The organism is Leifsonia araucanica, assembly GCF_051161895.1.
In the GTDB taxonomy this organism is placed as follows: Bacteria; Actinomycetota; Actinomycetes; order Actinomycetales; family Microbacteriaceae; genus Leifsonia.
In genome coordinates, this window is record NZ_JBMBTW010000002.1 from 111,338 (window position 1) to 125,455 (window position 14,118).

The 14,118-nt window shown below is 69.1% G+C and carries 16 protein-coding genes and 1 tRNA gene; 5 read left to right on the forward strand and 12 right to left on the reverse strand.

The window, feature by feature from the left end; all coding sequences use genetic code 11:
* Window positions 1-36: 36 nt before the first annotated feature.
* From ACN6M5_RS00505 to ACN6M5_RS00535, 7 genes are all read right to left on the reverse strand, one after another.
* Window positions 37-732, reverse strand: a complete 696-nt coding sequence (locus ACN6M5_RS00505) for a protein-L-isoaspartate(D-aspartate) O-methyltransferase (RefSeq protein ID WP_434952274.1) — start codon at window positions 730-732, stop codon at window positions 37-39.
* Complete coding sequence (locus ACN6M5_RS00510; RefSeq protein WP_434948133.1) at window positions 701-1,723, reverse strand: N-acetylglucosamine kinase; 1,023 nt, start codon at window positions 1,721-1,723, stop codon at window positions 701-703. Before ACN6M5_RS00510 ends, ACN6M5_RS00505 begins: the two co-directional genes overlap by 32 nt.
* A complete protein-coding gene (locus tag ACN6M5_RS00515; RefSeq protein ID WP_434948134.1) occupies window positions 1,720-2,991 on the reverse strand; it encodes a 6-phospho-beta-glucosidase in 1,272 nt (423 codons plus the stop codon). The genes ACN6M5_RS00510 and ACN6M5_RS00515 overlap by 4 nt, the downstream gene beginning before the upstream one ends.
* Before the next feature lie 2 nt (window positions 2,992-2,993).
* A complete protein-coding gene (locus tag ACN6M5_RS00520) occupies window positions 2,994-3,896 on the reverse strand; it encodes a carbohydrate ABC transporter permease (RefSeq protein ID WP_434948135.1) in 903 nt (300 codons plus the stop codon).
* Window positions 3,893-4,870, reverse strand: coding sequence for a carbohydrate ABC transporter permease (locus ACN6M5_RS00525; protein ID WP_434952276.1), 978 nt, complete (start codon window positions 4,868-4,870; stop codon window positions 3,893-3,895). Before ACN6M5_RS00525 ends, ACN6M5_RS00520 begins: the two co-directional genes overlap by 4 nt.
* Before the next feature lie 2 nt (window positions 4,871-4,872).
* Window positions 4,873-6,210, reverse strand: a complete 1,338-nt coding sequence (locus ACN6M5_RS00530) for an ABC transporter substrate-binding protein (protein ID WP_434948136.1) — start codon at window positions 6,208-6,210, stop codon at window positions 4,873-4,875.
* Window positions 6,211-6,284: 74 nt separating this feature from the next.
* Complete coding sequence (locus ACN6M5_RS00535; RefSeq protein ID WP_434948137.1) at window positions 6,285-7,466, reverse strand: ROK family transcriptional regulator; 1,182 nt, start codon at window positions 7,464-7,466, stop codon at window positions 6,285-6,287.
* 135 nt (window positions 7,467-7,601) lie between these two features.
* Between ACN6M5_RS00535 and ACN6M5_RS00540 the strand changes: the two genes are divergently transcribed.
* A complete protein-coding gene (locus ACN6M5_RS00540) occupies window positions 7,602-7,991 on the forward strand; it encodes a RidA family protein (protein WP_434948138.1) in 390 nt (129 codons plus the stop codon).
* 7 nt (window positions 7,992-7,998) lie between these two features.
* Here ACN6M5_RS00540 and ACN6M5_RS00545 read toward each other — a convergent pair whose 3' ends face one another.
* On the reverse strand, window positions 7,999-8,994 hold the full coding sequence (locus tag ACN6M5_RS00545; RefSeq protein WP_434948139.1) for an SDR family oxidoreductase: 996 nt from the start codon (window positions 8,992-8,994) through the stop codon (window positions 7,999-8,001).
* Window positions 8,995-9,085: 91 nt separating this feature from the next.
* Between ACN6M5_RS00545 and ACN6M5_RS00550 the strand changes: the two genes are divergently transcribed.
* A complete protein-coding gene (locus ACN6M5_RS00550; protein WP_434948140.1) occupies window positions 9,086-10,288 on the forward strand; it encodes a mechanosensitive ion channel family protein in 1,203 nt (400 codons plus the stop codon).
* 30 nt (window positions 10,289-10,318) lie between these two features.
* Here ACN6M5_RS00550 and ACN6M5_RS00555 read toward each other — a convergent pair whose 3' ends face one another.
* Entirely contained in the window at window positions 10,319-11,047 is a 729-nt protein-coding gene (locus tag ACN6M5_RS00555; protein WP_434948141.1) for an alpha/beta fold hydrolase, read from the reverse strand.
* A gap of 126 nt (window positions 11,048-11,173) precedes the next feature.
* Complete coding sequence (locus ACN6M5_RS00560) at window positions 11,174-11,677, reverse strand: MarR family winged helix-turn-helix transcriptional regulator (protein ID WP_434948142.1); 504 nt, start codon at window positions 11,675-11,677, stop codon at window positions 11,174-11,176.
* 62 nt (window positions 11,678-11,739) lie between these two features.
* On the opposite strand from ACN6M5_RS00560, the gene ACN6M5_RS00565 reads away from it, so the two are divergent.
* The 3 genes from ACN6M5_RS00565 (at window position 11,740) to msrA (ending at window position 13,227) form a co-directional block, all read left to right on the forward strand.
* Entirely contained in the window at window positions 11,740-12,108 is a 369-nt protein-coding gene (locus ACN6M5_RS00565; protein WP_434948143.1) for a VOC family protein, read from the forward strand.
* A 115-nt stretch (window positions 12,109-12,223) separates the two neighbouring features.
* Complete coding sequence (gene msrB / locus ACN6M5_RS00570; RefSeq protein WP_434948144.1) at window positions 12,224-12,685, forward strand: peptide-methionine (R)-S-oxide reductase MsrB; 462 nt, start codon at window positions 12,224-12,226, stop codon at window positions 12,683-12,685.
* Complete coding sequence (gene msrA / locus ACN6M5_RS00575; protein ID WP_085370919.1) at window positions 12,682-13,227, forward strand: peptide-methionine (S)-S-oxide reductase MsrA; 546 nt, start codon at window positions 12,682-12,684, stop codon at window positions 13,225-13,227. Before msrB ends, msrA begins: the two co-directional genes overlap by 4 nt.
* 61 nt (window positions 13,228-13,288) lie before the next feature.
* Here msrA and ACN6M5_RS00580 read toward each other — a convergent pair.
* Together ACN6M5_RS00580 and ACN6M5_RS00585 are read right to left on the reverse strand one after the other, a co-directional pair.
* Window positions 13,289-13,361: transfer RNA gene (locus ACN6M5_RS00580), tRNA-Arg, on the reverse strand.
* 58 nt (window positions 13,362-13,419) lie between these two features.
* Complete coding sequence (locus tag ACN6M5_RS00585) at window positions 13,420-14,040, reverse strand: iron ABC transporter ATP-binding protein (RefSeq protein WP_434948145.1); 621 nt, start codon at window positions 14,038-14,040, stop codon at window positions 13,420-13,422.
* Window positions 14,041-14,118 lie beyond the last annotated feature (78 nt).

A 14,118-nucleotide genomic window follows, 5' to 3' on the forward strand; every position in this document is an offset into this window, starting at 1 on the left:
ACGAACCAACCAACCCGGCCCAACCGGCCCGAGCCGTCACCCGCCGTCCGGCCCCCACCCCGCCTCGCCGACCAGCGGCACGAACGCCACAGCGCCCAGGTTCGTCGACACCAGCCCGCCGTCGTCCGCCCGTGTGAACGCCGCGAGGTGCTGCGCCCCGCCTGCCCGCCCGATCGGCATCACGATCCTGCCGCCCGGCGCGAGCTGGGCGACCCACGCCCGCGGCACATCCGGGCCGGTCGCCGCCGCGACGATCGCGTCGTACGGAGCACCCTCCGGCCAGCCGAGCGTGCCGTCGCCCGTGACCACGTTCACCCGGTAGCCCAGCGCTTCGAGGGTCGCCGCCGCGGTGACCGCGAGATCGGGATGCCGTTCGACGCTGACCACGCGGTGCCCGAGCTCCGCCGCGACGGCCGCCGCGTATCCGGAGCCAGTCCCGATGTCGAGCACGGCGTCCTCCGGCCCGATCCGCGCTGCTTCCAGCATGAGAGCCACGATGTACGGCTGCGAGATGGTCTGTCCGTCGCCGATCGGCAGGGGATGGTCGTCGTACGCGTATCGCGCCTGCTCGTCCGGCACGAACAGGTGCCGTGGCACACGCCGCATCGCGTCGAGGACCCGCTGGTCCTCGATCCCGCGGGGGACGAGCTGCTGCTCGACCATCCGCCTGCGTTCGTCGGCGAATTCGGTGTTCGTACCGCTATTGAACCACCGCGGGAGCGGCCGCGACAGGCAGTCCCGCCGCCGCCTGACGCGACGCCAGCTGTTCGCGCGCCTTCGCGAGCGCCGCCGCGTCCGCGCCTGCCGCTTCGAGCGCGAGCAGCCCCGCCCCGAGGATCGGCGCCGCCGTCACCAGCCGGATGCGCGCGAGCGGCGCGGTCTCGGAGAGCCCGCTCTCGATCGCGGACAGCAGCCGCGCATCCCGGGCGCCGATCACGCCGCCGCCGAGCACCACGGGCACCGGCCGGTCGAGCAGTTCCAGCCGCCGGAGCGTCGTCGCGGCGAACACCACGATCTCCTCCGCCTGCCGGTCGACGAGCGAGCCGGCCACCGCATCCCCTGCCCGCGCGGCGTCGAACACCGACGGCGCGATCCGGGAGAGGTCGCTGTTCGGGATGCGCTGGAAGTGCAGCGCCTCGATCACGTCGGTGACGCTGTCCAGCCCGTAGACGGCAGGGATGTCCGTGACGAGCCTCGTCGCGGGCCCCCGCCCGTCCACCGCGCGCGCCGCGTGCCAGAGCGCCTGCTCGCCGAGGTGCCAGCCGCCTCCCCAGTCTCCGGACATGATCCCGAGCGACGGGTAGCGCACAACGCGGCCGTCTCCGCGCACGCCGACGCAGTTGATGCCGGTGCCGCAGACCACGGCTACCGCATCCGGTTCGCTCGTGCCCGCGCGCAGCAGTGCGAACAGGTCGTTGTCGACCACCGCGTCCGCCCAGGCGTACCCGGCGATCCCGTCGCGGAACGCGGCGACTTCCGCCGGCAGGTCCAGCCCGGACAGATAGATGTTGGCCGCGGCGATCTGCCGCTCCCCGGTCTGCGCGAGCAGTTCCTCGATCAGGCCGTCGACCAGCGCGGCCGCCTCCGCCATCCCGATGATGTGCGGGCTGGACGTGGTGCTGCGCGCGCTGGCGATCACGGTTCCGTCGAGGTCGATGGCCACGGCGTCCGTCTTCGACCCTCCGCCGTCCACCGCGATGGCGATCGGCCGCGCGTCGCTCACTTCGCCCACGAGAGGTGGTCCCTGTTCCCGGCGATGAGCAGGTCGGTGAGCTTCTCCGCCTTCTCGTACTGCCCGACGAGGGGATGCGCGAGCATCGCCCGCACCACCCGCTCGCGTCCTCCGTGCACCGCGGCGTCCAGTGCCAGCCGCTCGTAGCCGGCGACATGCGAGACGAGCCCGCGGATGTCGTCCGGCAGCGGCTCGATCGGCAGCGCGGTCACCCCGGCGGCGCCGACCGTGGCCGGCACCTCGATCACGTGGTCGTCCGGCAGGAACGGCAGGGAGCCGTCGTTGCGCAGGTTGACCACCTGGGTGTCGCCGCGGTCGCTCGTGAGCGAGGCGATCAGGTCGACGGCCGCCTCCGAGTAGAAGGCACCTCCGCGCTTCGCGAGCTGCTCCGGCTTGGTGTCGACGGCCGGGTCGGCGTAAAGCTCGAGCAGTGCGCGCTCGACCTCTTGCACGGCCTCCGCGCGGGTGGGGGAGCCGAGCTGTTCGCGCAGCACCTCGTCGTGCGCGTAGTAGTAGCGGAGGTAGTAACTGGGGACGTTCCCGAGCATCCGGATGAGGGATGCGGGGAGTTCGATCTCCTCGGACAGCTCTGCCAGGTGCGTGGAGAGGAGGGCGGGGAGCGCATCCCTGGTCCCGGCTTCGTCCGTCACGTATGCCGCGCGCTCCCAGGTGAGGTGGTTCAGCCCGACGTGACCGAGCGTCACCTGCGTGTGGTCGACGCCGAGCAGGTTCGCGAAGCGCCGCTGGAAGCCGATGGCCACGTTGCAGAGCCCGACGGCGCGGTGACCCTCCTGCAGCAGGGCGCGGGTGACGATGCCGACCGGGTTGGTGAAGTCGACGATCCAGGCGTCCGGCTTGGCGTGCGCGCGCACGACGTCGGCGACGCGCAGCACCACCGGCACCGTGCGGAGGGCCTTCGCGAAGCCGCCGGGCCCGGTCGTCTCCTGTCCGATGCAGCCGCACTCGTGCGGGAAGGTCTCGTCTCCGTGCCGGGCGTTCTGGCCTCCGACGCGCAACTGGATCAGCACGGCGTCCGCGTCGGAGACCCCGGCGACGAGGTCGCTCGTCGGCACGATGCGGCCGGTGTGGCCCGCGGCGCGGAACATCCGTTCGCTCATCCCGCCGACCAGCCGCAGCCGGTCTGGATCGGTGTCGACGAGCCACAGCTCCTCGATGGGGAGGAGGTCGCGCATCCTGGCGAATCCGTCGATGAGTTCGGGGGTGTAGGTGGAGCCTCCACCGACGACTGCGAGTTTCACTGCTATCCCTTCACGCCTGTGAGTGTGATGCCCTCGACGAAGACGCGTTGGGCGAAGAAGAAGATGAGGACGACGGGGATGGTGACGAGCATCGTCATCGCCATCGTGAGTCCCCAGTCGGTGCCGTGCACCCCGCGGAACGACGCCAGCCCGTATGCCACCGGCCACGCGGCCGGGTTCTCGGACGTGTAGAGCAGCGGGCCGTAGTAGTCGTTCCACGAGTTGAAGAACATGAAGATCGCCGTCGCGGCGATGCCCGGCTTCGCCATCGGAAGCACCACGCGCCAGAGCACGCCGAACTCGCCGTTGCCGTCGATCCTCGCCGCGTCCGCGTACTCGCTCGGGATGGTGAGGAAGAACTGCCGGAGCAGGAAGATCGAGAACGCGTCGCCGAGCAGGTTCGGCAGGATCAGCGGCCAGAGCGTGCCGGTCAGGTTGAGCTGCGACCACATCACGTAGATCGGGATGGCCGTGACCTGCGGGGGGAGCAGCATCGCGATGATGATCACCGTGAACAGCGCACCCGAGCCGCGGAACTTGATCTTGGCGAGCGCGTACGCGGCCGGGACGCTCGACACGAGCATGAAGGCCGTGGCGAGGATCGCGTACAGCGCCGAGTTGCCGAACCACTGCAGCAGCGGCACGGTCGTGAACACCTTCACGTAGTTGTCCCACTGGAACGGCTGCGGCCAGAGCGACGCCGTCAGCGTCTGCTCGCTCGACATCAGCGACGTGAGGAACACGAACACGATCGGTGCGGCGAACAGGATGCCGAGCGCGACGAGCACGATGTGCTCGGCGATCCAGGCCAGCACGCGCCTGCTGCGGAGCGACCGCGGGGTCGGGATGCGTCCCTGCGGCTGGGCGGGGGGCGCCGGCGGCTTGGTCAGGGTTGCGGAGGTCATTGTGCGCCTTCCGGGGTGAACGCCTTGAAGCGGCGCAGCAGGAGGATGAGGATGACGGCGGCGACGACGAACAGCAGCACGGCGAGCGCGGACGCGTATCCGAGCTGGTATGTGCCGAAGCCGCGCACGTAGAGCCACTGCGTGTACGTCAGCAGCGAGCCGTCCGGATAGCCGAGGTTGTTGCTGATGCCCTCGCCGATCACCGCCTTGCCGGAGGCGACCCCGGAGGCGACGGCCGCCTCCGTGAAGTACTGGATGGCCGCGATCACACCGGTGACCACCGAGAACAGCAGCACGGGGGCGATGCTCGGCAGCGTGACGTATCGCACCTTCTGCACGCCGTTCGCGCCGTCGAGGGATGCTGCTTCGTACTGCTCCTTGGAGACGTCGAGCAGGGCGGCGAGGAAGATGATCATGATGTCGCCCATCACCCACACGCCGAGGAGCACGAGCGACGGCTTCGACCACGCAGGGTCGTTGAACCAGAGCGGTCCCTGGATGCCGAAGATCTTGAGCACCTGGTTCACCGGTCCCGTTCCCGGGTTGAACAGGAACACGAACGCCACGACGCTCGCGACCGGCGGCACGAGGGCCGGCAGGTAGAACAGCGTCCGCCAGAATCCGGATGCGCGCTTCGCCCGGGCGAGCAGCCCGGCGATCAGCAGCGCGAACGCCACCTTCACCGGCACCCAGATCACGACGAACCAGAGCGTGTTGAGGGTGGCCTGCCAGACGTTCGGGTCCTGGGTGAACAGGTACTGGTAGTTGCGCAGGCCTATCCACTGCGGAGACGACACGAGGTCGAACCGGGTGAACGAGTAGTAGACGGATGCGATCAGCGGGTACACGAAGAAGATCGCGAGACCGAGCAGGGCCGGCGCGAGCAGCGCCAGCGTGACGAGCTTCCGCTTGGTGCGGGCCCGCGAGGGGCGGACGCGTGCCGCCCGCCCCTCCCGGAGTGCCGTTGTCGTCATCGTCACGGACCGGTCGTCAGCGCGAGCGCGTCATTGATCTGCTTGTCGACGTTCTTGAGCCCTGCCTGCAGGTCTCCGCCCTGGCTCTGGTACTTGTTCCAGAAGTCCTGGAACGACTGCTGGTATCCGGCGCCGAGCGGGCTGGCCGGAGTGGTGGCGACATTCTTGTCCGACGCGATGTCGAGGAAGGTCTTGTACTGCTCGGAGACCTCGAGCTTCGGCGAGTTCAGCGCGTCCGTGGTGGTCGGCACGTTCTTAAGGCCGTTGGCGAGCTTGACGACGGCATCCGTGTCCGTGGTCAGGTACTTCAGCAGCGCCCAGGCGAGCTCCGGGTTCTTGGAGCCCTTCGAGATGCCGATGATGTTGCCCGTCATGTATCCGCCGCCGTACAGCTCGGTGTGGTCGTCCGCCGTCGGGAACGGCGCTGTGCCGTAGTCGAGGTTCTTCGCCTGGTCGGCGATGAAGGCGGTGCGGTACTCGCCGTCCATGTTCATGGCGACCTGGCCGGTCTGGAACGCGTTGTCGGCGGAGAACTCCTGGCCGAGGCCGGAGGTGTACGTGTTCAGCTTGTCCCAGCCGATCTTGTCGACGTAGGCCTTCTGCCACTCCATCAGCTCGGTCCAGCCCTGGCTGGAAGAGATCGCGCTCTTTCCGTCCGGCTTCAGCCACTCGGCTCCCGCCGCTGGGCCGTAGTGCGCTGCCGCGTTCTCGTACCAGCCCATCGTCGGGTTGAACCCGAGGGTCTTGATCGAGCCGTCCGGGTTGAACGTGGTCAGCTTCTCCGCCATCGACTCCAGCTCGGACAGCGTCTTGGGCGGTGCGGTGAACCCGGCCGCGGACAGCAGCGCCTTGTTGTAGTAGAGGCCGTAGACGTCGGCCAGCATGGGCATCGCGCAGCGGGTGCCCTTGAACTCGGTGTACGACTTCACGGTGGGCGAGAACTGGCTCATGTCCACCCCGTCGCGCTTGATCACCGTGTTGAGGCTGCGGAACGCGCCGTTCGAGCAGAAGTTGCCGACGATGTCGGTCGAGTACGAGAGTCCGACGTCCACCTTGCTCCCGGTGGCGATGGCCTTCTGCAGCTTCTCGTCGTCCTGGCCGGAGTGCACCTCGACCTTGACCTTCGGGTTCTTCTTCTCGAAGTCGTCGACCACCGACTGGATGACCTTCGCCTCTCTGTCGGAGAAGAAGTGCCAGAACGAGACGGTGCCGGACAGCTCCTTCGGGGTGCTCGCGTCGAAGGAGGCGCTGCTGCCGCCGCCGGAGCATCCGGCGAGGGTCAGAGCCGCCGCCGCGGCGACCGCGACGGTGGCGATGATGTGATGTTGACGGTGTTTCACGGGTGGTTCCTCACTGATTCCAGTTCGTGATGCGTGCAATGGACGGGTGGTGCTGTTTTACGCGGAGATCCTCGTTACGCGGAGATCCTCGAGACTTCGGCGAAGAGGGCGTTGCGCACCTCGGCGAGCAGGTGCTCTCGCGCGCCTCTGAGCACGGGATGGGCGGGGACGCCGGTCGCGACGACGGTGGACGACCCCCAGGATGCGCGGAGCTCTGCGCTCACGAGCTCGGCGAGCCTGTCGCCGCCCGCGCGTCCTGTCGGCCCGCCGAGCACGACCAGTTCCGGGTCGAGCAGGGCGAGGACGGGGACCACCCCGACGGCGATGCGCGGCGCGAGTTCGGCGAGCAGCGCATCCCGGGCCGGCGAGCCGGGGATGGCCTCGACGGCGGCGGTGTACTCGGCGGCGTGGATGCCGTGGCGCTCGGCCAGACGCGCGACGGTAGGGCCGCCGATCAGGTCTTGCAGGTCGTGGGCGTCCTGGTCGAGTTCGGCGGCGCTGCGGGGGATCGGCAGATAGCCGATCTCGCCTGCGCCTCCGGAAGCCCCCCGGTGCACAGAGCCGCCCTGGTCGACGGAGAGGCCGAGGCCGTCTCCCATCCAGAGCAGCGCGAAGCCGCCGGTGTCGCGCCCGACGCCGTCGGTGCGCTCGGCGATGGCGGCGAGGTTGACGTCGTTGTCGATGTGCACGGAGATGCCGAGCGCGTCTTCGAGGTGCGCGGTGATGCCCTGCATCGGCCAGCCGGGGAGCGTCTCGATGAACGTGAGCTCGTCGGTGCGGGGGTCGAGGGCGCCCTGCACGCCGACGCAGACGGCGCTGACCCTGTCGCTCGCGACGCCCGCCGCCTCGCACGCGCCGTCGATCGCGGCGCGCACGTCGGACTCCGGCGTGCGGTCAGGATCGGTCACCCGCAGGGGAGTGGCGGCGATGGGATGCTCCGTGCCGCTCGCGTCGACGACGGTGGAGCGGATCGTGGTCGCGTCGATGTCGACGGCGACGCCGAGCACCCGGTCGGTGCGCACGGCGTAGCTGGCCGCGTTCGGGCCGCGGCCACCTGACACCTCGCCCACCGCGTGGATGAGCCCGGCGGTTTCGAGCCGGGAGACCATCTGGGCCGCAGTCGGCTTGGAGAGGCCGGAGAGCTCGCCGATCCTGTTGCGGGTGAGCACCCCGTGCTCGAGCAGCAGGGACAGGGCTGTGCGGTCATTGGTCTCGCGGAGCCAGGAGGGGGTTCCCGGTACTGGTCTGGTGGCCATCGCGCACATCCCTTCGTTCGAACAATCGTGCGTGGTGAATGTATCAGGAAAGTTTCTTAATAGTAAAGAGGCTGTTTCGATGTCGGGGGATGCGGGCACAATCGGACGCACGTATCGCGACGAGGGGAGCACGCCATGACCGCACGACCGACGCCCGTCGACCCGCCGGGCCTGCACGCCAGTCCGGCCTTCGCCCAGGGGATGCTCGTGGAGCAGGGGCGCACGCTCTACGTCGGCGGGCAGAACGGCACGAACGCAGAGGGAGCACTGCTCGACGGCCTGCAGGCGCAGACCGAGCAGGCGCTACGGAACGTCCTCGCCGTGCTCGCCGAGGCAGGCAGCGGCCCCGAGTACGTGGCCAAGCTCACCATTTACCTCGCGGTGGGCGTCGATCCCGGCGAGGCGTACGCGGCCACCGGCGCCGTGTGGGGTACGCACCGCACAGCGGTGACAGTGCTCTCCGTCACCCCGGCACGCGCGGGCGCGCTCGTCGAGATCGAAGCGGTGGCCGCCGTCCCGGACTGATCCGGCTCTACCCGAAGGCGCGCGCGTGCTCCACCAGCCGGTCGAACGCGGTGTCGAGGTCCGGATCGAGACGTTGACGGGACGGATCGGCGAGGAACCATTCGACGATCTCGCCTGCACCCTTCGCAAACGGCACCCGTGCGTGGAACTCCGGCACGAGCGCCTTCACCTTGCTGTTGTCGAACACCATCGAGTTGGCCTTGTCGCCGATCAGACCGGGGCCGAGCTCCGGCACCACGGCCGCGATGGACTCGCTGGCGACGTGCACCAGCTCCGCCTCGACCCCCAGGCCCTCCGCGAGGTAGGCGTAGATCTCGTTCCAGGTCGGCGCCTCGTCCGAGGTGATGTGGAACGCCTCTCCGACCGCTTCCGGGCGGCCGAGCAGACCCACGTACGCGACGGCGAAGTCGGTGTTGTGCGTGATGGTCCAGAGGCTCGACCCGTCGCCGTGCACCACGACGGGGGCGCCGCGGCGCATCCTGGCCAGGTCGGTCCAGTGCCCGCTCGTCGGGATCATCGTGCGGTCGTAGGTGTGCGACGGGCGCACGATCGTGATCGGGAACGCCCGCTCGCGGTACGCCTCGACGAGCAGGTCCTCGCAGGCGATCTTGTCGCGGGAGTACTGCCAGAACGGGTTGCGCAGGGGCGTCGACTCCGTCACCGGCAGGCGGGACGGCGGCGTCTGGTACGCCGAGGCCGAGCTGATGAACACGTACTGCCCGACCCGGCCCTCGAACAGCCGGAAATCGGTCTGGATGTGCTCAGGCGTGAAGGCCAGGAACTCCGACACCACGTCGAAGCTGCGCTCGCCGAGCACCGCGTGCACGCTCTCCGGCTCCCGGATGTCCGCGTGCAGCACCTCCACCCCGTCCGGCAGCGGCCGGATACTCGAATTGCCGCGATTAATGACGGTCACCTCGTGTCCCGCCTCGAGAGCTCTGGCGACGCAGGCCGAGCTGATGACCCCCGTGCCGCCGATGAAAAGTGACCGTGTCGCTGCCATGCGTACTCCTTCGTCGTCGACTTCCCCCGATGCATCAGCGTAGCCCGCGCGTACACTCCGGGGCACACCCGATCCCCGATAAGGAGCCCCCGTGTTCGTCCTGCGTTCCTGGCCAGGTCTCGCTGTCGCCTGCGTGGTGGCCGTCCTGGCCGCCATCGTGATCACCGCCATCGTCGGCGCCGTCTTCCGCGCCATCGCGCGGCGCAGGGCGTGGGCGGCCCTGCTGATCACTCGGGCGCGCATCCCGTTCCGGATCCTGCTGATGGTGATCGTGCTCTGGATCGCCGTCGCGATCACCCTGCCACGGGATGTGCCGCTCGGATGGCGTGACGCCGTCCAGCACACCTTCCTCATCCTCACCATCGCCGCCGGCGTCTGGTTCGCCGCTGCCCTCGCCGTCTACGTGGAGGATCTCGGCCTCGCCCGCTACCGGCTGGATGTGCCGGACAACCGCTACGCGCGCAAGGTGCGCACGCAGGTGCTCATCGTGCGGCGGCTGACCATCGTCGCGGCGGTCGTGATCGGCCTCGGCGCGATCCTGCTGACCTTCCCGGCTCTGCAGGCCGCCGGTGCGAGCATCCTGGCCTCCGCCGGTGTCATCGGCATCATCGCCGGTGTCGCGGCCCAGTCGACGCTCGGCAATCTGTTCGCCGGGCTCCAGCTGGCGTTCAGCGACGCCATCCGGATCGACGACGTGGTGGTGGTGGAGCAGCAGTGGGGCACGATCGAGGAGATCACCCTCACCTACGTGGTCGTGCACATCTGGGACGACCGCCGCCTCGTGCTTCCGTCCAGCTACTTCACCACCAAGCCGTTCGAGAACTGGACGAGGCAGCACAGCGAACTGCTCGGCTCCGTCGAGTTCGACCTCGACTGGCGGGTCTCGCCGGGAGGGATGCGCTCGGAGCTCAACCGCGTGCTCGCCTCGACGGACCTCTGGGACGGCCGCACCGGCGTGCTGCAGGTGACGGATGCGGTCTCCGGCTGGGTGCGCGTGCGCGTGTTGGTGACGGCACGGGATGCCCCCACCCTGTTCGACCTGCGCTGCCTGGTGCGCGAACGCCTGATCGACTGGATGCAGCGGTACAGCACCGCATCCCTCCCGCGCACGCGGGTGGAGATGGTGGAGGCGCCCGACCAGCTGACGCCGCCTCCGCGCGCCAGAGCGCAGCAGGAGGCCGGACTGTTCAGCGGCACCCCGGAGGGCGAGCAGAGGGCCGCGCAGTTCACCGAGTCCATCCCGATCGTCCGTGACGACGAACCGGATGGGGTCGAAGAGCCCGACCCCCGGTGACGGCGCGGCCCCGCCGCGCGACTTCGCTGCTCAGCTCACCGCATCCACTGCCGCCAGGATCGCGTCGATCGCGGCCTGGGGATGCGACACCATCGAGACGTGCGACGCCGCGACCTCGGTGATCGTGGAGCCCGCCCGCTCCGCCATGCTGCGCTGCGTCGCAGGCGGGATCACCTTGTCCTCCGTGCCGATGACCGTCCAGGAGGGCAGGGTGCGCCAGGCGGGGGCGCCCATCGGCGTGGTGTTCGCCGCGAACGTGATCGGGCGCTGGCCGGCGGCGATGAGCAGCCGGTCGGCCTCCGGAAGGTCCTGTGCGAACGCCGTGTGCACGGTCGCCGGCTTCAGGAACGCCTCCGCGTCGCCCTCCGGCGCTCCCGGGTAGCCGGCGACGTCGAACACCGTCGACGGGTCCGGAACGTCGAACGCCGATCCGGAGCCGCCCAGGATCGAGAACACCGTCTCGCCCTCCTCCGGGATGAAGGCGTCCACGTAGACGAGCGCCTTGACGTCCCCGCCGCCGAGCCCGGCCCCGCTGATCACGGCGCCTCCGTACGAGTGGCCGACGAGCACGACGGGACCGCTGGTGCGCTGCGCCACGAACGAGGCGACGTACGCCGAATCGCTGATGGGGTTGCGGAGCAGGTTGGTGGGGGCGAGCACCTCGAAGCCCTGCTGCTGCAGGGCACTGGCGACGGCGTTCCAGCTGGAGGCGTCTGCCCAGGCTCCGTGGACGAGGACGATGGTGGGTTTCGCGGACATGGAGGTTCCTTCGTTCGTGCCGGTCCGCGGCCGCTCCCATCGGGGTACCGCGTGCTCAGCGGTGGGTGTGGTGGTGATGGAACGTGCACAGACTAGATCGGCCGGGTGAACGAGCGGAAGAGCGCGTCAGCGGGGGAGAGACTCCTGGTCAGGCTCTGGGTCAGGCTCCGCGTCTCCCTCGACGTCGCCGCCGCGCAGGGAGGCGATCATGCTCTGCAGGCTGCGGAACGCGTCAGCCTGCTCCGTCGCCGTCATGCCGCCCAGCATCCTGAGCTCGACGGAGCGGACGGCCGCCGTCGCCTTCTCCAGCTCGCGGCGCCCGAGCGCGGTGAGCCGCGCGGGGAGGGCCTTGCCGACGGGCGCCTCGGCGGGCCGGGTGACGACGCCGTCGCGTTCCAGGGACTGGAGCAGCACGTTCATCGTCTGCCTGGTGACGAACGCGCCACGGGCCAGCTCGGAGTTCGACAGCCCCGGCCGCTGCGCGAGCAGTTCCAGGCAGGAGTAGTGCGTCACGCTCATCCCGAGGGGACGAAGCACGTCCTCCATCGCGGATCGCAGCGCGCTCGACGCCTCTTTCAGCAGATAGCCCAGTGACGTCTCCAGGTCGACGCCGACACCGTCTTGACTCATGTCAGTAGTCTGACATAGAGTCAGCCATGTCAGAAAACTGACACGAAAAGAAGGAACACATCATGCCAGCCATCGGCCCAGACTTCATCTCCATCCAGGTGCGCGACCTCGACGCATCCCAGGCGTTCTACGAGCAGTACCTCGGGCTCGTCCGCTCCCCGGCCGGCCCTCCGCACGCCGTCGTCTTCGACACGAAGCCGATCGCGTTCGCGCTCAGGGACATCGTCGAAGGCACCGACCTGGCCTCCGTCTCGCAGCCGGGCATCGGCGTCGCGCTCTGGCTCCACGCCACCGACGTCCAGGATATCCACGACACCCTGGTCGCGGACGGCCGCACGATCGTCTCCGCGCCCATCGACGGCCCGTTCGGCCGCACCTTCACCTTCGCCGACCCGGACGGCTACCAGGTCACCCTGCACGACCGCGCCTGATCGGTCATTGCCAGGGAACACACAGTTTCAGCGGGACCAACCATCCGCCTCGCCGTGTTCTATCCACTGACGGCCCAGCAGCCAGCTGCGCCGGAACCCCGTCGAGGAGGATCACGTGTCACACGATTACCGCAAGACCCAGGATGCAGTCTCCCGCCTGACCCCCGAGCAGTACGCCGTCACGCAGCGCGAGGCCACGGAGCCGGCGTTCCGTAACGAGTTCTGGGACAACAAGGAGGCGGGTCTCTACGTCGACATCGTCTCCGGAGAGCCGCTGTTCGCCTCGGTGAACAAGTACGACAGCCGGTCGGGCTGGCCGAGCTTCACCGTGCCCGTCGACCCGGCCAACATCGTCGAGAAGCGCGACAGGACGTTCGGGATGGTGCGCACCGAGGCCCGTTCGGCCCACGGGGACAGCCACCTCGGCCACCTGTTCGACGACGGCCCCGCCGAGGCGGGAGGGATGCGATACTGCATCAACTCCGCCGCCCTCCGTTTCATCCCGCTCGCCGACCTCGACACCGAGGGCTACGGCGACTATCGTCACCTGTTCGAGAATGAGGAGGTCACCCGATGACCGACGCAACACCCACCACCCCCGCCACTCCTGCCACGGAGAAGGCCATCCTCGCCGGTGGCTGTTTCTGGGGCATGGAGGACCTGATCCGCAAGCGCCCCGGCGTGCTCGACACCCGTGTCGGCTACACGGGAGGCGACGTGCCGAACGCCACGTACCGCAACCACGGCAGCCACGCCGAGGCGATCGAGATCGTCTTCGACCCGTCGAAGGTCAGCTACCGCGACCTGCTGGAGTTCTTCTTCCAGATCCACGACCCGTCGACCAAGAACCGCCAGGGCAACGACGTGGGCACCAGCTACCGCTCGGCGATCTTCTACGAGACCGACGAGCAGCGCCGAGTGGCAGAGGACACCATCGCCGACGTCGACGCCTCCGGACTCTGGCCGGGCCCCGTCGTCACCGAGCTGTCGCCCGCCGGTCCGTTCTGGGAGGCGGAGCCCGAGCACCAGGATTACCTGGAGCGCATCCCGTGGGGCTACACCTGCCACTACGTGCGTCCAGGCTGGAAGCTCCCGCGCCGCGAGGAGGTCGCTTCCTAGCGGCACCCGTTCCTGAAACACACGAGAGGCCGTCCCGTTTGGGGCGGCCTCTCGTCGTATGTGCCCCCAGTAGGATTTGAACCTACGGCCTTCTGCTCCGGAGGCAGACGCTCTATCCCCTGAGCTATGGGGGCCAGGGTGCATCCAGGCTAGCATCCCGCGGGACGCACCTTTCGCACCTTCCGGTGGGCGCTACTTCGGCAGGTTGGCGAGCACCGATTCCATCAGGGGGGCTGCGTCGCCCGGCTCGAAGAAGGCGGCCGAGTCGGAGACGATCCAGTATGCGCCGCGGAAGACCTGCACCTGACCGGGGGTTCCCTGCTTGAAGTACCCCTCGACCTCCGGGGGAACGCCGTAGGTGGGTACGGGGGTCGCTGCGGTGACCGCCGCGTTCTTCAGGCCTTCGAGGGCGCTCGCCGGCGGCTGGGCGACCGCGATCTCGATCACGTCTCCGCTGGTCTGGTTGAGCCAGGCGCAGGTGACGCCTTTCCAGTCGGCGACCTGCTTCTCCAGGCTGCCGTCCTTGGGCTGGTATCCGGGGTCCGTGCCGAAGTTGGGGTTGTATGCGTAGGCCTGGTCCGGTGTGACGATCTGGTCGCAGGTGAGGGTGACGGGGGTGGGCGGGTCCGTCGGCGTCGGGGTGGGGGTCGGCGTCGGCGCCTTCGTGCCTCCCGCGTTCGCAGACGCGGAGGGGGACGATGAGCCTCCCGCGCTCTTCGAGGGGCCGGCGCACGCGGTCATGGCCAGGGTGCAGGCGAGGATCGCCGTGACGGCAGCCGCTGCTCGGGCGGCGGTTCTGGTGGGGTTGGCCATGCGTGTTCGTTCTCCGTCGGATGGTCGGGCTTCACTGCGAGAGGATGCGCGGCGGCGCACATCGCGATGACCCTATCA